The 19,540-nt window shown below is 71.6% G+C and carries 16 protein-coding genes; 9 read left to right on the forward strand and 7 right to left on the reverse strand.

Annotated elements, in window-relative coordinates; all coding sequences use genetic code 11:
• Positions 1-24 precede the first annotated feature (24 nt).
• The 3 genes from ACLJPL_RS06745 to ACLJPL_RS06755 all read left to right on the forward strand — a co-directional run bounded on the left by ACLJPL_RS06745 (position 25) and on the right by ACLJPL_RS06755 (position 5,459).
• Positions 25-954, forward strand: coding sequence for a DUF3027 domain-containing protein (locus tag ACLJPL_RS06745; RefSeq protein ID WP_411079764.1), 930 nt, complete (start codon positions 25-27; stop codon positions 952-954).
• Positions 955-1,360: 406 nt separating this feature from the next.
• Entirely contained in the window at positions 1,361-4,567 is a 3,207-nt protein-coding gene (locus ACLJPL_RS06750; protein ID WP_411080033.1) for a sacsin N-terminal ATP-binding-like domain-containing protein, read from the forward strand.
• 145 nt (positions 4,568-4,712) lie between these two features.
• Positions 4,713-5,459: a calcium-binding protein gene (locus ACLJPL_RS06755; RefSeq protein ID WP_411079765.1), complete on the forward strand. Its 747-nt coding sequence runs from the start codon at positions 4,713-4,715 to the stop codon at positions 5,457-5,459.
• A gap of 194 nt (positions 5,460-5,653) precedes the next feature.
• Here the strand turns inward: ACLJPL_RS06755 and ACLJPL_RS06760 are convergent, their stop codons facing one another.
• Together ACLJPL_RS06760 and ACLJPL_RS06765 are read right to left on the reverse strand one after the other, a co-directional pair.
• Complete coding sequence (locus ACLJPL_RS06760; protein ID WP_411079766.1) at positions 5,654-8,122, reverse strand: HAD-IC family P-type ATPase; 2,469 nt, start codon at positions 8,120-8,122, stop codon at positions 5,654-5,656.
• A gap of 181 nt (positions 8,123-8,303) precedes the next feature.
• Entirely contained in the window at positions 8,304-8,633 is a 330-nt protein-coding gene (locus tag ACLJPL_RS06765; protein ID WP_411079767.1) for a DUF2530 domain-containing protein, read from the reverse strand.
• Positions 8,634-8,846: 213 nt separating this feature from the next.
• Between ACLJPL_RS06765 and ACLJPL_RS06770 the strand changes: the two genes are divergently transcribed.
• Positions 8,847-10,301 (forward strand): NCS2 family permease, encoded by a 1,455-nt coding sequence (locus ACLJPL_RS06770; RefSeq protein ID WP_411079768.1) that lies wholly within the window; start codon positions 8,847-8,849, stop codon positions 10,299-10,301.
• A gap of 42 nt (positions 10,302-10,343) precedes the next feature.
• Here ACLJPL_RS06770 and ACLJPL_RS06775 read toward each other — a convergent pair whose 3' ends face one another.
• Positions 10,344-10,571: a hypothetical protein gene (locus ACLJPL_RS06775; protein ID WP_411079769.1), complete on the reverse strand. Its 228-nt coding sequence runs from the start codon at positions 10,569-10,571 to the stop codon at positions 10,344-10,346.
• 134 nt (positions 10,572-10,705) lie between these two features.
• On the opposite strand from ACLJPL_RS06775, the gene ACLJPL_RS06780 reads away from it, so the two are divergent.
• Both ACLJPL_RS06780 and ACLJPL_RS06785 read left to right on the forward strand, forming a co-directional pair.
• A complete protein-coding gene (locus ACLJPL_RS06780; RefSeq protein WP_356747320.1) occupies positions 10,706-11,146 on the forward strand; it encodes a MarR family winged helix-turn-helix transcriptional regulator in 441 nt (146 codons plus the stop codon).
• A gap of 141 nt (positions 11,147-11,287) precedes the next feature.
• Complete coding sequence (locus ACLJPL_RS06785) at positions 11,288-12,622, forward strand: MFS transporter (RefSeq protein WP_411079770.1); 1,335 nt, start codon at positions 11,288-11,290, stop codon at positions 12,620-12,622.
• 79 nt (positions 12,623-12,701) lie between these two features.
• Here ACLJPL_RS06785 and ACLJPL_RS06790 read toward each other — a convergent pair whose 3' ends face one another.
• Positions 12,702-13,259 (reverse strand): Uma2 family endonuclease, encoded by a 558-nt coding sequence (locus tag ACLJPL_RS06790; protein WP_411080034.1) that lies wholly within the window; start codon positions 13,257-13,259, stop codon positions 12,702-12,704.
• A 123-nt stretch (positions 13,260-13,382) separates the two neighbouring features.
• Positions 13,383-14,426 carry an EamA family transporter gene (locus tag ACLJPL_RS06795; protein ID WP_411079771.1) on the reverse strand — a complete coding sequence of 348 codons (1,044 nt, stop codon included), beginning with the start codon at positions 14,424-14,426 and terminating at the stop codon, positions 13,383-13,385.
• A 77-nt stretch (positions 14,427-14,503) separates the two neighbouring features.
• Here ACLJPL_RS06795 and ACLJPL_RS06800 point away from each other — a divergent pair, with 77 nt between their 5' ends.
• From ACLJPL_RS06800 to ACLJPL_RS06810, 3 genes are all read left to right on the forward strand, one after another.
• Positions 14,504-14,992 carry a MarR family winged helix-turn-helix transcriptional regulator gene (locus tag ACLJPL_RS06800; RefSeq protein ID WP_411079772.1) on the forward strand — a complete coding sequence of 163 codons (489 nt, stop codon included), beginning with the start codon at positions 14,504-14,506 and terminating at the stop codon, positions 14,990-14,992.
• A gap of 89 nt (positions 14,993-15,081) precedes the next feature.
• Positions 15,082-16,071: an aldo/keto reductase gene (locus tag ACLJPL_RS06805; RefSeq protein WP_411079773.1), complete on the forward strand. Its 990-nt coding sequence runs from the start codon at positions 15,082-15,084 to the stop codon at positions 16,069-16,071.
• A 164-nt stretch (positions 16,072-16,235) separates the two neighbouring features.
• On the forward strand, positions 16,236-16,748 hold the full coding sequence (locus ACLJPL_RS06810; RefSeq protein WP_411079774.1) for a hypothetical protein: 513 nt from the start codon (positions 16,236-16,238) through the stop codon (positions 16,746-16,748).
• A 27-nt stretch (positions 16,749-16,775) separates the two neighbouring features.
• On the opposite strand, the gene ACLJPL_RS06815 is transcribed toward ACLJPL_RS06810, so the two are convergent.
• Entirely contained in the window at positions 16,776-18,170 is a 1,395-nt protein-coding gene (locus ACLJPL_RS06815) for a polysaccharide pyruvyl transferase family protein (protein WP_411079775.1), read from the reverse strand.
• Between the two features lie 391 nt (positions 18,171-18,561).
• Positions 18,562-19,398 (reverse strand): SDR family oxidoreductase, encoded by an 837-nt coding sequence (locus ACLJPL_RS06820; protein ID WP_411079776.1) that lies wholly within the window; start codon positions 19,396-19,398, stop codon positions 18,562-18,564.
• Between the last annotated feature and the right edge of the window lie 142 nt (positions 19,399-19,540).

Consider the following 19,540-nt stretch of genomic DNA (forward strand, 5'->3'; position numbering starts at 1 on the left):
GGCGTATGGAGAGAAGCGAGACCTGTGAGTGCTGCGACGACGCGAAGCCGTACGGCCCGTACCCCCGTTCCCGACCGTTTGTGCGCCGAGGCGGTAGACCTCGCCCGCGCGGCGGCGGAGGAAGCCGCCGCGCCCGGCGTGGTCGGTGAGCATGCCGGTGTGGTCTCCGAGGGGGACCGCGTCGTCACGCACTACTTCGAGTCCAAGGATCCCGGGTACCGGGGCTGGCGCTGGGCCGTGACCGTCGCGCGGGCCTCCCGCGCGAAGAACGTCACCCTGGACGAAACGGTGCTGCTGCCCGGGGCGGACGCGCTCCTGGCCCCGGAGTGGGTGCCGTGGAGCGAGCGGCTGCGGCCGGGCGACATGGGCCCGGGCGACCTGCTGCCGACCGAGGCGGAGGACCTGCGCCTGGAGCCCGGCTGGAGCGGGGAGGACGAGCCGCCGCCGAACTCGATCGTCTCCGAGGAGCTGGCCGAGCTCGTCGACGCGGAGGACGCGGAGCTGACGGACCGGCCGGTGGCCGCCACCAGCCGTGGCTCCATCGCGGCGGTGGCCGAGGAGCTCGGTACGCGGCGGGCGCGGGTGCTCTCGCGGTACGGGCTGTACGAGGCGGCGGACCGCTGGGACGAGGCGTTCGGCCCGAAGACGCCGATGGCGCAGGCGGCGCCGGCGACGTGTGTGAGCTGCGCGTTCCTGATCCCGATGGCGGGGTCGCTGAAGCAGGCGTTCGGCGTGTGCGCGAACGAGTTCGGCCCGGCAGACGGTCATGTGGTGTCGCTGGCGTACGGGTGTGGGGGGCACTCGGAGGCGGCGGTGATGCCGGCGCCTGTGCGGCCGGCGGACCATGCGCTGGACACGATGCGGGTGGACGAGTACGCGCTCCGTCCCGAGCGGGGCGAGGGGTCCGTGCCGGTGGAGACGGACGGGGACGCGGAGGACCTGGGCCACTCGTGAGGCGGGCCGCCCCCTTGTCCTCAATCGCCGGACGGGCTTGATTTCCCACCCGTGCGGCGGCCGCCATTTCCAGCCCGGCGGGGGCGGCCACCACCTCCAGCCCGTCCGGCGATTGAGGACGGAACCCTTGCCCGGGTGGGCGGTCACTGGAAAGGGTCCTTGGGCCCAGCACGCCCGCAGAGGCAACCCGCGCCCGCGTTGACGGTTCCGTCCTCAAACGCCGGACGGGCTGAAGTGGCCGCGCTGGCGGGCTGAAGTGGCTGGCCGCACGGGCTTGGTGGGTGGCTGGAACGGGTGGGGGGCTGCGCGTTCGGGGTACCTTCGGGCGCACACTGGGCGGGACAGGCCCAGGCGTACGCGCCCACGGCACGGGCACCACACGGCGGACGGAGTCGACAGCGTGAGCATGAATGCGACCGAGGGGGCCGATCCGTTCGGGACGGCACGGCTGCGGCGCGGCGTGCTCGACGCCTGGGGCGCCGGACCGGCCCGGTTCCGGGAGGACGCCAACGCCGAGGAGGACCTCGCGCTCGGCGGCTACCGCGACCGCCTCGTCATCGAGCTCGCCCAGAACGCCGCCGACGCCGCCGCCCGCGCCCGGGTCCCCGGCCGACTGCGCCTCACCCTGCACCCGGCCGCCCCCGACGCCCCCGAGAGCCGCTGCGTGCTGGCCGCCGCGAACAACGGGGCCCCGCTGGACGCGACCGGCGTGGAGTCCCTGTCCACCCTGCGCGCCTCCGCCAAGCGCGAGGGCCACGAGTCCGCCGTGGGCCGGTTCGGCGTCGGGTTCGCCGCCGTCCTCGCGGTCAGCGACGAGCCCGCCGTGCTCGGCCGCCACGGCGGTGTCCGCTGGTCGCTGGCCGAGGCGCGCGAGATGGCCCGGGAGGCGTCGGTCGGCTCTCCCGGCCTCGGCGACGAGCTGCGCCGCCGCGACGGACACGTACCGCTGCTGCGCCTCCCGCTGCCCGCCGAGGGCACCGCACCGGACGGGTACGACACCGTCGTCGTGCTGCCGCTGCGCGACGGGACCGCCGAGGACCTGGCGGCCCGGCTGCTGGCCGCCGTGGACGACGCGCTGCTGCTCACCCTGCCCGGCCTGGACGAGGTCGTCGTCGAGACCCCGGACGGGACCCGGACCCTGCGGCGCTCGCAGCACGGCCCGTACACGCACATCGACGACTCGGCGCACGGCCTGAACCGCTGGCGCACCGTCTTCCACCACGGCCCGGTCGAGCCCGCGCTCCTCGCCGACCGGCCCGTGGAGGAACGGCTGCGCCCGCACTGGTCGGTGACCTGGGCGGTGCCGGTGGACGAGTCGGGGGCCCCGCTCCGCCCCCGTACGGCACCGGTCGTGCACGCCCCGACGCCCACCGACGAGCCGCTCGGCATCCCCGCCCTGCTCATCGCCTCCCTCCCGCTGGACACCGCCCGCCGGCACCCCGCGCCCGGGCCGCTCACCGACTTCCTGGTGGAGCGGGCGGCCGACGCGTACGCGGAGCTGCTGGGCGGCTGGCAGCCGGTGTCGACCGGGACCATCGACCTGGTGCCCGGGCCGCTCGGCAAGGGCGGCCTGGACGGGGCCCTGCGCGGCGCGATCCTGGCCCGGCTGCCCCGGGTCGCGTTCCTGGAGCCCGCCGCGCCCCGGGACCCCGAGGCGGAGGGCGGCTGGGACGGCGACTGGGACCGGGACCGTACGGAGAACGCCCCCGACACCACCGCCCTGCGCCCCGTGGAGGCCGAGGTGGTCGAGGGGGTGGGGGCCGAGACCGTACGGGTCCTCGCCGAGGTGCTGCCCTGTCTGCTGCCCGCCGGCCTTGAGCGCCGCCCCGAACTCCGCACCCTCGGCGTCGCCCGCGTGCCCCTGTCCGAGGCCGTCGACCGCCTCGCCGGACTGGAGCGCGACCCCGGCTGGTGGCGCCGCCTCTACGACAGCCTCGCGGGCGTCGACCCCGACCGGCTCACCGGCCTCCCCGTCCCGCTCGCCGGGGACCCGGAGGACGAGCGGGCGGGCCGCCCGCCGCGCACCGCGATCGGCCCCCGCCAGGTGCTGCTGCCCCTCCCGGACGCGCTCGCCGGACCCGTGCTCTCCCGCCTCTCCCGCCTCGGCCTCAAGGTCGCCCACCCGGACGCCGCCCACCCGCTGCTGGAGAAGCTCGGGGCCCTGCCCGCCACCCCGCGCGCCGTGCTGACGACCCCTCAAGTGCGTTTGGCCGTCGCCGGATCGCTGGACGCGGGCGAGATCTGGGACGAGGACGCGCTCGACGGCGACGAGCTGGCCGAGACCGTGCTCACCCTCGTCCGGGACGCCGAACTGGCCCCCGGCGACGAACCCTGGCTCGGTGCGCTCGCCCTCCCCGACGAGGACGGCGAACCGGCCCCCGCCAGTGAACTGGTCCTTCCCGGCAGCGAGTTCGCCCAGGTGATGCGGGAGGGTGAGCTCGCCCTCTGCGACGCGGAACTGGCCGAGCGCTGGGGCGCGGGGCCCCTCGCCGCCTGCGGGGTGCTCGCTGCCTTCGCTCTGGTGCGCGCCACCGACGTCGTCCTGGACCCCGACGAACTGGAGCCCCGCGACAGCGACTTCGCCGAACCCGACGACGCCGGGCTGCTGGACGCCGTCGACGTGTGGTGCGAGGACCTGCTCGACCAGCTGCCCGAGACCCCGGTGCCGCCGGTCGCCACCGAGATCGTCGCCGTACGGGATCTGGATCTGGTGGACGACGACGCCTGGCCGCAGGCGCTCGCCATGCTGGCCCGGCCGCCGTTGCGCGACGCGCTGACACAGCCGGTGCGGGTGCTGCTGCCGGACGGTACGACGCAGTCCGTGCGCCCGTACACCGCGTGGTGGCTGCGCGACCACCCCGTACTGGACGGCCGCCGCCCCGCCGGACTGCGCTCGGCGGGCGGGGACCCGCGCCTGGCCGGGCTGTACGACGCGGTGGACGCCACCGGCTTCGACGACGCCGAGGTGCTGCGGGCGCTGGGGGTGCGCACCTCGGTCGCCGCCCTCCTGGACGAGCCGGGCGGCGCGGCCGAACTGCTGGGCCGGCTCGCCGACGAGGACCGCCCCGTCACCCCCGTACAACTGCACGCCCTCTACACGGCTCTCGCCGAACTCGACCCGGACCAGGTGACGTTGCCGGACGAGCTGCGGGCGGTGGTGGACGGGGCGGCGGTGGTGGTCGACGCGGCGGACGCCGTGATCGCGGACGCGCCGGACGTGCTGCCGCTGACGGAGGGGCTGCCTCTGCTCCCCGTAGCGCCGTCCCGCGCCGCCGAGTTGGCCGATCTGCTCCAGGTGCGGCGGCTCGGCGAGACCATCGAGGCGGACGTGACCAGTGAGGGCGAGGAGCACCGCGTACCGGAGTCCGTGCGCGTCCTGCTCGGCCCCGCCACCCCCGACACGTACATCGAGCACCCCGAACTCCGCGCGGGCGGCGTCGAACTGGACTGGCGGCGCACCCCGGACGGGGTCGTCCACGCTGCCACCCTGGAGGGCGTGGCGGCCGGTCTTGCGTGGGCGGCGGGGCAGTGGCCCCGGCGCTTCGAGGTGGCGGCCCTGCTGGAAGACCCGTCGCGTACGGAGGAGTTGGCGCGGGACCGCTGGTTCGACTGACGCGGCCCCTCCACGGAATCTTCATCGATGTGTACAACTATTCACCCCCGGCGCGGGTCTCATCTGTCGTAAGTCACGCACCGACCGACAGACCGGTCCTGTTCCGCACGCACTACGGGCAGGGCCCCTTCTCCACGGGGAACACATGCGCATACGCACCACCGCGACGGCCTTCGTCGGCGTCCTGGCCCTGTCCGTCGTCGCCGTCCCGTCCGCCGCCCAGGCCGATGAGAGCTGGGGCGACATCGCGATCACCAAGGTGACGGTCAACGGCGGCAAGAACGTCGTCGTCGGCCCCTCGGCCGCGAAGAAGTTCACCGTCACCGTCGACGCCAAGGACAACTCGGGCATCAAGCGCGCCGACATCCGTCTGTACGGCCCCTCGTACGGGTCGCTGACGTCCACCGGCACCCGCTGCTCCGGCAACACCTGCACGGCGTCGTTCCTCGTCGACCCCAAGGTCGACCTCGCGTACAGCAACGACGTGGCCGGCACGTGGTACGTCGACGCGTGGGTCGACGCCAAGGACGACGACTTCATCTGGAAGCAGAAGGCCAAGTCCTTCAAGCTCCAGCGCGCCGCCCGCCTGTCGGTCAACGCCGCGCCCGAGCCGGTGAAGAAGGGCAAGACGCTCACGGTGACCGGGAAGCTGGAGCGGGCCAACTGGGACACGTTCGCGTACGCGGGCTACACCAAGCAGCCCGTCCAGCTCCAGTTCCGCAAGAAGGGCGCCAAGACCTTCACCACGGTCAAGACGATCAAGTCGGGCGCCGGCGGCAGCCTGAAGACCACCGTCAAGGCGTCGGTGGACGGCGACTGGCGCTACAGCTTCGCCGGTACGACCCCGACCCCGGCCGTCGTGTCCGGCGGCGACTTCGTCGACGTGAAGTAGAGACGGAAGAACCACTCGCGATCACGCGCAGGGCCCCCGGGAAGCGACCTCGCTTCCCGGGGGCCCTGCGCGTGGAGCTCCCTGAGAGCCCTCCGCGTACGCCTCACGTCCTGCGCGTACGCCCTCTATGCCCTTACGCCCAGCGCACGCCCTACGTCCTGCGCGTACGCCCCATGTCCTTCGCCGCGTGCGGCTCACGCACCGAAGCGCCGGCCCACCAGCCGCCAGCTGAACTCCAGCGCGGTCGCCGCCGCCACCGCGATGCCGACCGCCGCCCACGGCATGGTCGTGCCCACCAGCTTCAGGGCGAAGAACTCCTGGAGCCACGGCACCACGAGCACGATCAGGAAGCCGAGCCCCATCGCCGCCACCAGGCCGATGCGCCACCAGGTGTACGGGCGGGCGATGATCGCCAGCACCCACATCGCGACCAGGAACAGCGTCAGCGTGGCCGCGCTCGTCTCGGCCTCCAGCGCGCCGGGACCGGAGTAGTGGTGGCGGGCCAGCAGGTAGGTGGTGAAGGTGGCCGCCGCCGCGATGACGCCCGAGGGGATCGCGTACCGCATGACCCGGCGTACGAAGTGGGGCTGGGCCCGTTCCTTGTTCGGCGCGAGGGCCAGGAAGAACGCGGGGACGCCGATGGTCAGCGTGGCCAGCAGCGTCAGGTGCCTCGGCAGGAACGGGTACTCCACCTGGAAGCAGACCACCAGGATCGCCAGCAGCACGGAGTAGACCGTCTTGGTCAGGAAGAGGGTCGCGACGCGGGTGATGTTGCCGATCACCCGGCGGCCCTCCGCGACGACCGAGGGCAGCGTCGCGAAGCTGTTGTTCAGCAGCACGATCTGCGCCACGGCCCGCGTCGCCTCGGAGCCGGAGCCCATGGAGACCCCGATGTCGGAGTCCTTCAGCGCCAGCACGTCGTTGACGCCGTCGCCCGTCATGGCGACCGTGTGGCCGCGCGACTGGAGGGCGGCCACCATGTCCCGCTTCTGCTGCGGGGTGACCCGGCCGAAGACCGAGTTCTGCTCCATGGCCGTGGCCATCTCGTCCGGGTCGGTGGGCAGCCGGCGGGCGTCGAGGGTGTTCTCCGCGCCCGCGAGGCCCAGCTTTCCGGCGACCGCGCCGACCGAGACCGCGTTGTCGCCGGAGATGACCTTGGTGGCGACGTTCTGCTGGGCGAAGTACTTCAGGGTCTCCGCGGCGTCCGGCCGCAGCCGCTGCTCCAGGACGACCAGGGCGGTGGGCACGGCCCCCTCGGCCGCGCCGGGCGCGTCGAGCTCGCCCCGTACGCGGGCCAGGAGCAGCACGCGCAGGCCCTGTTCGTTGAGGTGCTCGATCTCGGTGAGGGCGCCGTCCCCTTCGGGGAGGAGCACGTCGGGGGCGCCGAGCAGCCAGGCGGAGGGGGTCCGGTCGCTCTCCTCGAAGGCCGCGCCGCTGTACTTGCGGGCGGAGGAGAACGGCATCGCGCCGGTGACGGCCCAGGCGTCCTCCCCGCTCGCCGGGTACGCGTCGATGATGGCCTGGAGGCTGGCGTTCGGGCGGGGGTCGGAGGAGCCCAGGGAGCGCAGCACCTGGTGGACGTAACCCTCGTCGCTCCCGTTCAGCGGCCGGACCTCCGTGACGTCCATGCCGCCCTCGGTGAGGGTGCCGGTCTTGTCCAGGCAGACCACGTCGACCCGGGCGAGCCCCTCGATGGCGGGCAGCTCCTGCACCAGGCACTGCTTGCGGCCCAGCCGGACGACGCCGATGGCGAAGGCGACGGAGGTCAGCAGGACCAGGCCCTCGGGGATCATCGGGACGATGCCGCCCACGGTGCGGGCGACGGAGTCCTTGAAGTTGTTGTCCTTCACGACGAGCTGGCTGATGATCAGCCCGATCGCGGTCGGCACCATCATCCAGGTGACGTACTTCAGGATGGTGCTGATCCCGCTGCGCAGCTCCGAGTGGACGAGCGTGAAGCGCGACGCCTCCTCCGCGAGCTGCGCGGCGTACGCCTCACGGCCCACCTTGGTCGCGGTGAACGCCCCGCCGCCCGCGACGACGAAGCTGCCGGACATCACCGGGTCGCCGGGCCGCTTGAGCACCGGGTCGGCCTCGCCGGTGAGCAGCGACTCGTCGATCTCCAGGTTGTCGGCCTCGGCGACCGTGCCGTCGACGACCGCCTTGTCGCCCGGGCCGAGCTCGATCACGTCCCCGAGGACGATCTCGTGGGTGGAGATCGCGGCGGCCACCCCGTCGCGCCGGACGGTCGGCTTGGCCTCCCCGATCACCGCGAGGCTGTCCAGGGTCTTCTTGGCCCGCCACTCCTGGATGATGCCGATGCCGGTGTTGGCGACGATCACGAAGCCGAAGAGGCTGTCCTGGATCGGCGCGACGAACAGCATGATCACCCAGAGCACGCCGATGATCAGGTTGAACCGGGTGAAGACGTTGGCGCGGACGATCTCGGTGAGCGAGCGCGAGGAGCGTACGGGTACGTCGTTGACCTCGCCCCGCGCCACCCGCTCGGCGACCTCGGCGGTGGTGAGACCGGTGGCGCGGTGGCCGGACGGCGGCAGTTCCATGGGATGCACGGGGTCGAGTTCCGCCCCCGCGTCGATCATGGCCGGCCGGGGGGATCCGGGGGGGTGCTCCCCGGAGGAATCGAGTGCCCGCTGCTTCATGGTTAGAAGGTACGGGCGTGCGGCGCGGATCACCCGCCGGGGGGCCCAAAGATCCGACCAGGGGAGGAGCAAGACGGTCCCGTGGTCGTACGGGGGCGGCGCGGCTCCCGTACGGAGGGCTGACGAGGCCGCTGTACGGGGGTGGCGAGGCGCTCCGTACGGGAAGGGCTCGCCCGGTGACTCAGGAGGGGCGGTCGGCCTCGCCGCTCCCGGCGCCCAGCGTGGAGCCCGCAGCCTCGGCCCCGGACACCCCTTCGGCCCGGGCGGCGGCCGCGTGGCGCTTGAGGGCGGCGTCGCGGCCACGGACGTACCAGATGCCGATCAGCCCGAGACCGGCTCCGGCCAGCGGGGTCCACACCCACCAGGTCTGCCCCCGGTCGGCGAACCAGCCGTAGAAGGGGAGCTGGGCGAGGAAGAGGACGAACCAGAGGACCGTGCCGCCGACGACGGTGGCGACGACGGGGCCCTCCAGCGGCTCGGGCGCCTCGTGCTTCGGTGTCCACTTCTCCATGTCCTCAGTGTATGGGGACCCCGTACGGCCGATCGCGGGCCGGTCGGCTCAAGGGTCTACGCGCGGAGATAGCGATCTTCGCCTTATGTATTCATACTGAATCCGCTTTGGGCTGGCCCGAATTGTTCGTCGGAACATCTGAATTCGATCACCTTTCGCCCCTTTGCTCCCGCCCCCACTCCTTCCCGCCCCTACGCACGACTGAGGTCACCCATGCCCCCCTCGGCCACCGCTCCGGTCGACTCCCCGCAGCCCCCGGCTTCGCAGCCCCGGGGCCCCATCGACCGGTTCTTCAAGATCTCCGAGCGGGGGTCGTCCGTCGCGCGCGAGTTCCGCGGCGGTTTCGCGACGTTCTTCGCGATGGCGTACATCATCGTGCTCAACCCGATCATCCTGGGCGGCGCGAAGGACATCCATCAGAACCAGCTGGACAACGCCCAGCTGGTCACCGCCACCGTGCTGACCGCCGCCTTCTCCACGCTGCTGATGGGCGTCATCGGCAACGTGCCGATCGCGCTGGCGGCGGGGCTCGGCGTCAACACCGTCGTCGCGCTCCAGCTCGCCCCCCGGATGAGCTGGCCGGACGCGATGGGCATGGTGGTCCTCGCGGGCATCGTGGTCATGCTGCTGGTGGCGACCGGGCTGCGGGAACGCGTGATGAACGCCGTGCCGAGGTCGCTCCGCAAGGGCATCGCGATCGGCATCGGCCTGTTCATCCTGCTCATCGGCCTCGTCGACTCGGGCTTCGTCTCGCGCATCCCGGACGACGCCAGGACCACCGTGCCGCTCCAGCTCGGCGCGGACGGCCATCTCAGCGGCTGGCCGATCCTCGTCTTCGTCCTCGGCGCGCTGCTCACGCTGGCGCTGATCGTGCGCAAGGTGCCCGGCGCGATCCTGATCTCGATCGTCGCCATGACGGGTCTCGCGCTGGTCATCGACGCGGTGGCCGGTCTGCCGGAGGGGGCCTGGGGCCTGACGACGCCCTCGTGGCCGGGGAACCCCGTCTCCGCGCCGGACTTCGGGCTGCTCGGTGAGGTCTCCCTCTTCGGCGGCTTCTCGAAGGTCGGCTATCTGACCGGCATCCTCTTCGTCTTCACCGTGCTGCTGTCCTGCTTCTTCGACGCGATGGGCACCATCCTCGGCGTGGGCGACGAGGCCGAGCTCATGGACGAGAAGGGCAACTTCCCCGGCATCAACAAGGTGCTGTTCGTCGACGGCATCGCGGTCGCCGCGGGCGGTGCGAGCTCCTCCTCCGCCACCACCTGCTTCGTGGAGTCCACGGCGGGCGTCGGCGAGGGCGCCCGCACCGGACTGGCGAGCGTGGTGACCGGTCTGCTCTTCTCGGTGGCGCTGTTCCTCACACCGCTGGCGACCATGGTCCCGTCGCAGGCGGCCACTCCCGCCCTGGTGGCGGTCGGCTTCCTGATCATCGCGGGCTCGGTGCGGGACATCGACTGGAGCGACTACACGCTCGCCGTCCCGGCGTTCCTCGCGATGCTGATGATGCCGTTCACGTACTCGATCACCAACGGCATCGGCATCGGCTTCATCGCCTTCTCCGTGCTGCGCCTGGCGGCGGGCCGGGGCCGTGAGGTCCCGATCGCCATGTACGTGGTGTCGGCGGTGTTCGTCTTCTACTACGCGATGCCGGCGCTCGGCCTCACCTGACCGGCCTCGGGCCCACCGGCCTCACCCGACCGGCGCTCGGCCTCACCTGAGGGGCGGGGCCGCCTCCCCCATCGGCGGGGCGGTCTCCGTCCCGTCGCCGTAGAACCTCTCCGTCTCGTCGACGGCCGCCTTGAAGCGTTCGTCGAAGTCGTCGCGCATGAGCGTCCGGACCACATAGTCCTGGACGCTCATGCCGCGTTTAGCGGCGTGCTGCCGGAGCCGGTCGAGCAGCTCACCGTCCATCCGCAGGCTGAGCACTGTCGATCCCATGCCCAGCAGGGTCGCCGCCCCGGGGCGCTCTTCGTGTGACTTTCCGCTCCCGACTCACTCTTTCGGGTGATCGGATCCTCGCGCGCGTACCACCGGGTGGTATTTAGGATAGGTAATGAGTTACGCTAACAAACATGCCTGACCTGATCCACGACGGCGACAGTGCCGCCGCCGTGAGCTCCCTCCGCTCAGCCGTGATGCTGCTGGGCCGACGCCTGAAGCACCAGCGCGTCGACGAATCGCTGAGCCCCACCGAGATGTCGGTGCTCGGCACCCTTGCCCGCTGCGGCTCGGCCACCCCCGGTGAGCTGGCCCGCAAGGAGCACGTGCAGCCTCCGTCGATGACCCGCATCGTCGCGCTGCTGGAGGCGAAGGGACTCGTCAGGCTGGAACCGCACCCCGATGACCGTCGGCAGAAGATGGTCAGCCAGACCGAGCAGGCCGAGGCCATGCTCGCGGAGAGCCGCACCAAGCGGAACGCCTGGCTGGCCCATCTCGCCGAGGGCCTGGACGAGGACGAGTGGGAGACGCTGCGGGCCGCCGCGCCCGTGCTGGAGAAGCTCGCCCACCTGTGACCCCGCGGGCGCACCGGCCGCGTGACGCCTTCCCCGTACCGGATGAGACAGCCGGTACGGGGAAGACGATCACCGCCGGAGCGCCCGTCGTCACGTCCTCGTCGGACCGCACGCCGCAGACGTACGAGGAGATGAACCCTTTTGAGTACGGGATCCGGAGCAGACTCCGCCCCCGCACCGACTTCCACCCACGAGAGCACGACCGGCGGGACCTTCTCGTCGCTGAAAATCCGTAACTACCGCCTGTTCGCCACGGGCGCCGTGATCTCCAACACCGGTACCTGGATGTCCCGCATCACGCAGGACTGGCTTGTCCTGAGCCTGACGGGCTCCGCGACGGCCGTAGGCATCACCACGGCCCTCCAGTTCCTTCCCATGCTGCTTTTCGGCCTGTACGGCGGTGTCATCGCCGACCGCCTCCCCAAGCGGCAGATCCTGCTGGTCAGCCAGGCCATGCTGGGCCTGTGCGGTATCGCGCTGGCCGTCCTGACCCTCTCCGGCGTCGTCGAGGTCTGGCACGTCTATCTGGTCGCCTTCCTCCTCGGCATGGTGACCGTCGTCGACAACCCGGCCCGCCAGTCCTTCGTCTCCGAGATGGTCGGCCCCGCGCAGCTCCGCAACGCGGTCAGCCTGAATTCGGCGAACTTCCAGTCCGCCCGGCTCATCGGCCCCGCCGTCGCGGGCGTCCTGATCACCACGGTCGGCAGCGGCTGGGCGTTCCTGCTCAACGGCCTCTCCTTCCTGGCCCCGCTCGTCGGCCTGCTGATGATGCGGACGAGCGAGCTGCACGCCTCGGTGCGGGTGCCCCGCGCCAAGGGGCAGCTGCGCGAAGGACTGACGTATGTCCGGGGCCGCCCCGAGCTGATCTGGCCGATCGTCCTGGTCGGCTTCGTCGGCACGTTCGGTTTCAACTTCCCGATCTGGCTCACCGCCTTCGCCGACGGGGTCTTCGACGGCGGCGCGGGCATGTACTCGTTCTTCAACATCCTGATGGCCGCCGGTTCGCTGGCCGGCGCGCTGCTCTCGGCCCGCCGCCGCTCCACGCGGCTGCGGATGCTGGTGGCGGCGGGCACGGCGTTCGGGCTGCTGGAGATCGCCGCCTCGCTGTCCCCGTCCGTCTGGCTGTTCTCGATCCTGCTGGTCCCGATCGGGATGCTCGGCCTGACGACGAACATCACCGCGAACACGAGCGTGCAGATGGCCGCCGACCCCGGGATGCGGGGCCGGGTGATGAGCCTGTACATGATGGTCTTCGCCGGGGGTACGCCGGTGGGCGCCCCGATCGTCGGCTGGATCAGCGACACGTACGGGGCCCGCGTCGGCTTCGCGTCCGGCGGCGCGATCTCGGTGATCGCCGCCCTGGGCGTCGGCTTCGCCCTCGCCCGCGTCGGCGGCCTCCGCCTGAAGGTCGACCTTCGCCCGGGCCACCCGCACGTCCGCTTCGTCCCGCGCAAGGAGCTGGCGACGGCGGCGTGAGACACGCGAAAGGCGCCCTCCCCCAGGAATCGTCTGCCTGGGGGAGGGCGCCTTTCGTGCGTCCGGGGGCGGGTGGAGGTCAGTCGCGGGGGAAGGTGTCGGTCTTCAGCACGAGGTCCATGGACGTGCCGGTCAGGTCGATGTCGAGGCCGAAGTCGACGCTGAGCTTCCTGTGGTAGCTGCCGTCCTTCGGCTCGGAGTGGAGAAAGCAACGGCCCACATACGGGTCGACGATGAGGAAGAAGGGGACGCCGGCCGCCGCGTAGGCGGCCTTCTTGGGGCCGTAGTCGGCTGCCGCCGTGCCCTTCGAGATGACCTCGCCCACGAACTCCACATGCTCGGGCAACCAGCGGCCCCGGCTGGTCCTGCGTGCGTCGTCGAAGAGTTTCACCACGTCAGGGGCGAATCCGTTTCCCTTGCCGAAGTCGATGCGCACGTCCGAGAGGGCGCGCACGTCCATTCCGAACCGGTCCTCCAGCGCTCGTACGATCCGGCGGATGATCTCCCAGTGGACGTCCCGCTGTGGCGACATCTGGATGGCCCCCTCGACGATCTGCACCTTGTAGCCCTCGGGGACAGGCATCCGCTCCAGCCACTCGAACAACTTGTCCAGGCTGAGCTCGTCACTGTCGGCCATATCGGTCCCGTCGTGGTCAAGTGCGATGGTCACCGTGGCGCTCCTCCCCGCTGCCGCACGGGCGTGCGGGCAGCCGCGTAGTACAACGATAGGCCCGGCCCCCCGGACACGCCCGGACCTGCCCTACGTCTTCCCGGGGCCCTGAGGTGGTACAGGCCCGGCAGCCGGAGCGGAGCCCGGTGCCGTTACCCTCGCAGGGTGGACCCGAAGACCAGAAACCGCATCATGGCCGCCGTGCTCGTACTGATGTTCCTCGTCGTCGCCGCGGGGGCCGCCTTCGGCATGTGACGGAGAGGCCGCGGGCGGCTGCCCCGCGCCGCGCTGGGCCAGCACCACCGCGCCGACGACGCCCGCCGCGCCCAGCAACTGGAGCGGGCCCAGCGTCTGCCCCATGAAGAGGTAGCCCAGGACCGTGGCGCACAGGGGCGAGGCGAACGACAGGAACGACGCGGCGAGCGCCGGGAGCCGCGCGATCCCGTTGAACCAGACGACGTACGCGAGCAGCGCCCCGATGATGCTCAGGTAGCCGAAACCGCCGACGTTCCCCCAGGTCAGGCGGTCCGGCAGCGATTCGCCGAGCAGGGTGACGGGCAGCAGGAACAGGCCGCCGGCGGTGAGCTGCCACCCGGTGAACGCCAGCAGGGAGACCCCTTCGGGACGCCCCCAGCGCTTGGTGAGCACGATGCCCGTCGCCATGCATACGGCCCCGAGGAGGCCGGCGATTACGCCGACGCCGTCCAGGGCGGCCTGCGGCTGGAGGACCAGCAGCGCGACCCCCGCGGCGGCGAGCGCGCAGGCGGCCACATGGAGCAGGCGTATTCGGGCGCCGAGCAGGACCGCGCCGAGCAGCAGCACGATCATCGGCTGGACGGTCATGACGAGGGCCGCCACTCCGCCGGGCAGGTGATAGGCGGCGAGGAAGAGGAAGTAGAAGAACGCGCCGATGTTCAGGACGCCCAGCACGGCGGCCCGCGCCCACCAGATGCCCCGGGGCAGTACCCGGGTCAGCAGGAGCAGGATCAGCCCGGCGGGCAGAGCGCGCACGGTGGAGGCGAGCAGCGGCCGGTCGGGCGGCAGGAACTCGGTGGTGACCAGGTAGGTGGAACCCCACACGGCGGGGGCGAGGGCGGTGAGGAGGGAGATCCTCACCAGGCGCTGATCGCTCATGCCGGGAACGTACGTCAGGATTATAGTGACGTCAAACAGTTCGACGTCGAAGTACATGAGAAAGAGGCGAGGCGCTGATGCGGGATTCGGTCGACGACATCGTGGACCAGTGGGCCGCCCTGCGGTCCGGCCTGGACCTGGAGGCGATGGCGGCGGTGGGCCGGCTGATGCGGCTGTCCCGGCTGGTGGGCAAGGAGGTGGGCGAGTTCTTCGCCGGGCACTCCCTGGAGAGCTGGGAGTTCGACGTACTGGCCACTCTGCGCCGTAACGACCGCCCGCTCACGCCCAAGGAGCTCGCGGCCAGTGTCATGATCAGCTCCGCCGCCCTGACGAACCGGATCGACCGCCTCGACGCCCGCGGCCTGGTCGCCCGGGAGGCCGTGCCCGGTGACCGCCGCAGCCTGCACATCACCCTGACCGAGGCCGGGCGCGCGGCCGTCGACTCCACGCTGGAGGGCCACCTGCGCAACGAGCGCCGGATGCTCGCGGACCTGGGCGCGGCGGACTGCGAGGAGCTGAACCGGCTGCTGCGGACGCTGCTGGTCACGCTGGAGGGCGGTCGCTGACGGCAGACGCCGACCCTCCGGCGCACTCCCCGGCGTGTCCGGGACGCGTGCTTGCCTGGAGTGGACTCGAAGGAGTTGGCTGGGGGGTCATGAAGTACACACAGCTCGGACGCACCGGACTCAAGGTCAGCCGACTCGTGCTCGGGACGATGAACTTCGGCCCGCAGACCAACGAGTCGGACAGTCACGCGATCATGGACTCCGCCCTCGGCGCGGGCCTGAACTTCTTCGACACCGCCAACGTCTACGGCTGGGGCGAGAACAAGGGCCGCACCGAGGAGATCATCGGCACCTGGTTCGCCCAGGGCGGCGGCCGTCGCGACAAGGTGGTCCTGGCCACCAAGATGTACGGGAACATGGCCGCCGACGGCGAAGCCTGGCCCAACCACGACAAGCTCTCCGCCGTGAACATCCGGCGTGCGGTCGACGCCTCGCTCAAGCGGCTCCAGACCGACCACATCGACCTCTACCAGTTCCACCACGTCGACCGGAACACCCCGTTCGAGGAGATCTGGCAGGCCATCGACGTCCTGGTCCAGCAGGGCAAGATCCTGTACGCGGGCTCCTCCAACTTCCCCGGCTACAAGATCGCCCAGGCCAACGAGCAGGCGGCCCGGCGCGGTTCGCTCGGCCTGGTCAGCGAGCAGTGCATCTACAACCTCGCCGAGCGCCGCGCCGAGATGGAGGTCATCCCGGCCGCGCAGGAGTACGGCCTCGGGGTCATCCCCTGGTCCCCGCTGCACGGCGGGCTGCTCGGCGGCGTCATCAAGAAGGAGGCCAAGGAGGGCCGCCGCGCCTCGGGCCGCTCGGCCGACGCGCTGGCCAACAGCACGGTCCGCGCCCAGGTCCAGGCATATGAGGACCTGCTGGAGAAGCACGGCCTGGAACCCGGCGAAGCCGCCCTGGCCTGGCTGCTGACCCGCCCCGGCGTCACGGGCCCGATCGTGGGCCCGCGCACCGCCGAACAACTGGACAGCGCCCTGCGCGCGTTGGAGCTGGAGCTCCCGGAGCCCGTACTGACCGGCCTGGACGAGATCTTCCCCGGCCCGGGGCCCTCGCCGGAGGCTTTCGCCTGGTGACCTGAGCCTGCGGGCGCGTACGGCGGCCGCCGGTCCCAGCCGTGGACCGGCGGCCGCACGCCTCCCGCCCGGCGGGGCGGCCCGGCGGCCGCACGCCTCCCCGTGCGCGAGGTCGCCGCCGCCCTCCGCGAGCCACGGGGCGCTCGCGGCGTAACGTGGAGGCCGTGAACGCGACCCCCCGAACCCTCGCCGTCCTGGACGAGATCCTCGCCGCCGTCACCCCCGACGAGCGCGGGGCCCTGTGGCATTTGGCCGAGCCGGGGCGGGAGTTGGACGCCAATGTGGTGCGGCTTCCGGCGGGCGCGGAGGTGGGCGAGCACCAGGAGGACGTGCTCGACGTGCTGCTGATCGTGCTGGACGGCGGCGGCCGCCTCCGTACGGGCCCGGGCGGCCTGTCCCTCACCCCCACCACCGTCGTCTGGCTGCCCCGGACCTCCCGCCGCGCCCTGGCGGCGGGCCCGGACGGGCTCACGTACCTCACCGTCCACCGTCGCCGCCCCGGCCTCGCGATCAAGGCGTCGGGCGGGGCGTCGGGCGAACACCTCAGTGAGCCGTACGAGGCGGGTGGTGAAGGGCCCTGCATGCTGGACCGGGTCTGCCCGGAGTGCGGGCGGCTGTCCGAGGACCCCGCGCCGGTCTTCTGCAGCCGGTGCGGGGAGCGGTTCCCGGAGCGCTGACACGCCCCGGCGGGGTCCGCGGCCGCCCTACTCGGACAGACGCCTGATCCGCTTCCCCACGGCACGGCGGGCCCTGCGGTGCGGTGACTCCGACGCCGGCTTCCGGCCCCCCTCGCGCTCCTGCTGAAGCGCCCGCAGCGCCTTGTCGAGGGAGGCGACCGTCTTCTCCAACTCGGCCACCTGCGACGTCAGACCGACGATGCTCTTGCGGGCGGTGGCCAGTTGGCGCTTCTGCCTCATCGTGTTGCTGTGGAGCCAGGCCGTACGGAACCCGGTTGGGTCCGTGTCGCCCTGCCACGACTCGACCGGCGGGGCGAACTCGATCTCCGACATGCGCCGCTCGAAAGCGGCTCCCTGGTCCCCGCCCTCCGCGTACACGTGGTCCAGGCCGTGCTTGGCCAGGAACCCCGTGATGACCTCGAACCGCCGCCGGTGACCGCTGAGCAGGGCGGAGAAGTCCGCCCCGTCGTAGAGTTCCGCCACGTCGATCCGGCCGGCGAAGTCCGTCAGCCGCCGGTGCGGGATGTCGAAATACTCGCTCAGTTCCCTGGTCCGGGAGTCGTGGGCCAGCACCACGCTCGGGGTGCCGCCGAGCAGCGCCGTGATGTTGCCGTGGATGCGCGTGCCGAAGGAGAAGTCGTACGTGCCCAGGGTGTTGATCCACGTCACGGGGTCGAGGAAGAGCCGGGCCCGGTTGTCCTGGAACACCGGGTGCGTACGGTGCCGGGGCTGGTCCGCCTCCAGCTGCGCGGCTTCGGACGTGTCGCCCCAGTACATCATCTCCAGGTCCGGGAGGTCCTGGGCGATGTAGTGGAGGTTGCGGTACCGCTGGAGGTTCGAGCGCAGGATCGCCGAGGCGTCCCCCGCCCCGGTCTCGGTGAAGGACGCGGCGATGAGCGCGTCGGCGCCCAGCGTTCCGGACTTCTCACGCACGGAGAACCGGTCGCCGTTACGGAACATCGAGGGGCACCCGATGACGTCGACGTCCTTGATTCCCAGGCTGGTCAGGTATGCGTGCGTGAAATGCCCGCGAACACCCATGGACGGCGAACGCTCCAGCACGGCCCGGCAGAAATCCCTTACGGCGTCGTTGAGCGGGGCGAGCGGCTCCAGCTCGTACTCCAGCGTCGACTGGGCGCCGATGCCGATCACCATCACCGGGATGCGCAGTTCCCGTATCAGCTGCGTCCACTTCTTGAGATGCGGCAGATAGGCCGTCCGGAACGCGTTGGCGAACGGAAGCACCAGGATGTCGTACTCGTCGTTGACGCGAGCGGCGAGGGTGGAGGCCGCCTCCCTGTGCACGTCCTTCTCGCTGATGATCGATATGTCCCGATCCTCGGTGAGGAGCATCTTGTGGACCGAGTCGCTGAAGACGAAGTTTCCGAAATTCCCGCTCCAGGCCCGCTGCTGAAGCACCATTTCAGGAGTCACCGAAGTGAAAGGGGACTTGAATGACCGCATCAAGATTTTTTGCATGGGGCGGGATCCTTGCATCGGAGATCGATGGGATGGGGCGGTCCGCGAAAAGGAATCGCGTACCGACGTACCCGGCTCCTGCGGGTCGCGGCGGGACCCGTTCATCCCCAAGGGGCCCACTGGTCTACACCATAAGTCGTGCCTTTCGGCGTGATAAGGGTGATGGGGCTGCGAATGCGTAACGAGTAAGAGGGCGTCTCACCCGGCGTGCTTGGCGAGCACCGGTGCGGCGGGCGGGGCGGGTGGCAGGCAGCCACGCGGGCGCGCCCATGCAGGCAGCCACGCGGGCGCGCCTGTAGTCGGGTGGACAGCCCCCCTTGTGTGGACAGCCCCCTCAGGACGCCGCCCCGCCGTTGCTCTTCAGCAACTGGCCGTTGACCCACTGGCCCTCGGGCGAGCAGAGGAACCCCACCAGGTGCGCGGTGTCCTGCGGGGTGCCGGTGCGGCCGAGCGGGGTGCCCTGGGCGAGGGCCTGCCGGAGTGCGTCGTCCATCCAGCCGGTGTCCACGGGGCCGGGGTTGACGACGTTCGCCGTCACCCCGAGGTGGGCCAGCTCGTGCGCGGCGGCCAGGATGATGCGGTCCAGCGCGCCCTTGCTCGCACCGTACGGGAGGTTGCCCACGGTGTGGTCGCTCGTGAGCGCGACGATGCGGCCCGTCGCCGTGCCGGGCGCGCTGCGGAAGCGGAGCCCGTACTCGCGCACCAGGAGCCAACTGGCCCGTGCGTTCACGGCGAAGTGCCGGTCGAACGCCTCCACCGTGGTGTCCAGGAGGCCCGAGTCCACCGACTCGGCGTGCGACAGGACGAGCGCGGTGACCGGCCGGCCCAGGCGCTGTTCCGCCTCGTCGAAGATGCGGGTCGGGGCGTCGGGGTCGGAGAGGTCCGCCTCGATCGCCGCCGTACGGGCTCCGGCGTCCTGGAGCTCCTTCGCGATGGACGCGGCGGCTCCGTTCTCGGCCCCCCACGCCATGCGCCGGTCGTACGGGGTCCAGTAGGTGAAGGCGACGTCCCAGCCGGAGGCGGCGAGCTGCCGGGCGATGCCCGCGCCGATGCCGATGCTGCGTCCGACACCGGTGACCAGGGCGATGGGGCGGACCTGCTCGGGGGCCGGGTCCGAGGCGGGTGCCGGGGCGGGCTTCGGTGCGGACGGGGGCTGCTCGTTGATCGTCACGGGACGATCCTTCGTGACCCGTACGCGTACGTCAACGACTTTCCCGGTCGCCCCACGGGCCGGCCCGAACCCCGGCTGACCTGCGGTGACCCATCTTCCTGGTGGACCGACGCGATCTTTGTGTTTCCCCGGGGCGGGGGCG

This window comes from Streptomyces sp. cmx-18-6 (assembly GCF_046548915.1).
GTDB lineage: Bacteria > Actinomycetota > Actinomycetes > Streptomycetales > Streptomycetaceae > Streptomyces.

What these genes read in the sequence shown, in the direction of transcription:
- ACLJPL_RS06805 (WP_411079773.1), top strand. Translation starts at nt 15,082, where the DNA reads ATGAAGTACACACAGCTCGGACGCACCGGACTCAAGGTCAGCCGACTC.
- ACLJPL_RS06780 (WP_356747320.1), top strand. Translation starts at nt 10,706, where the DNA reads ATGCCTGACCTGATCCACGACGGCGACAGTGCCGCCGCCGTGAGCTCC.
- ACLJPL_RS06815 (WP_411079775.1), bottom strand. Translation starts at nt 18,170, where the DNA reads ATGGTGCTTCAGCAGCGGGCCTGGAGCGGGAATTTCGGAAACTTCGTC.
- ACLJPL_RS06800 (WP_411079772.1), top strand. Translation starts at nt 14,504, where the DNA reads ATGCGGGATTCGGTCGACGACATCGTGGACCAGTGGGCCGCCCTGCGG.
- ACLJPL_RS06795 (WP_411079771.1), bottom strand. Translation starts at nt 14,426, where the DNA reads ATGAGCGATCAGCGCCTGGTGAGGATCTCCCTCCTCACCGCCCTCGCC.
- ACLJPL_RS06770 (WP_411079768.1), top strand. Translation starts at nt 8,847, where the DNA reads ATGCCCCCCTCGGCCACCGCTCCGGTCGACTCCCCGCAGCCCCCGGCT.
- ACLJPL_RS06760 (WP_411079766.1), bottom strand. Translation starts at nt 8,122, where the DNA reads ATGAAGCAGCGGGCACTCGATTCCTCCGGGGAGCACCCCCCCGGATCC.
- ACLJPL_RS06765 (WP_411079767.1), bottom strand. Translation starts at nt 8,633, where the DNA reads ATGGAGAAGTGGACACCGAAGCACGAGGCGCCCGAGCCGCTGGAGGGC.
- ACLJPL_RS06790 (WP_411080034.1), bottom strand. Translation starts at nt 13,259, where the DNA reads ATGGCCGACAGTGACGAGCTCAGCCTGGACAAGTTGTTCGAGTGGCTG.
- ACLJPL_RS06750 (WP_411080033.1), top strand. Translation starts at nt 1,361, where the DNA reads ATGAATGCGACCGAGGGGGCCGATCCGTTCGGGACGGCACGGCTGCGG.
- ACLJPL_RS06775 (WP_411079769.1), bottom strand. Translation starts at nt 10,571, where the DNA reads ATGGGATCGACAGTGCTCAGCCTGCGGATGGACGGTGAGCTGCTCGAC.
- ACLJPL_RS06755 (WP_411079765.1), top strand. Translation starts at nt 4,713, where the DNA reads ATGCGCATACGCACCACCGCGACGGCCTTCGTCGGCGTCCTGGCCCTG.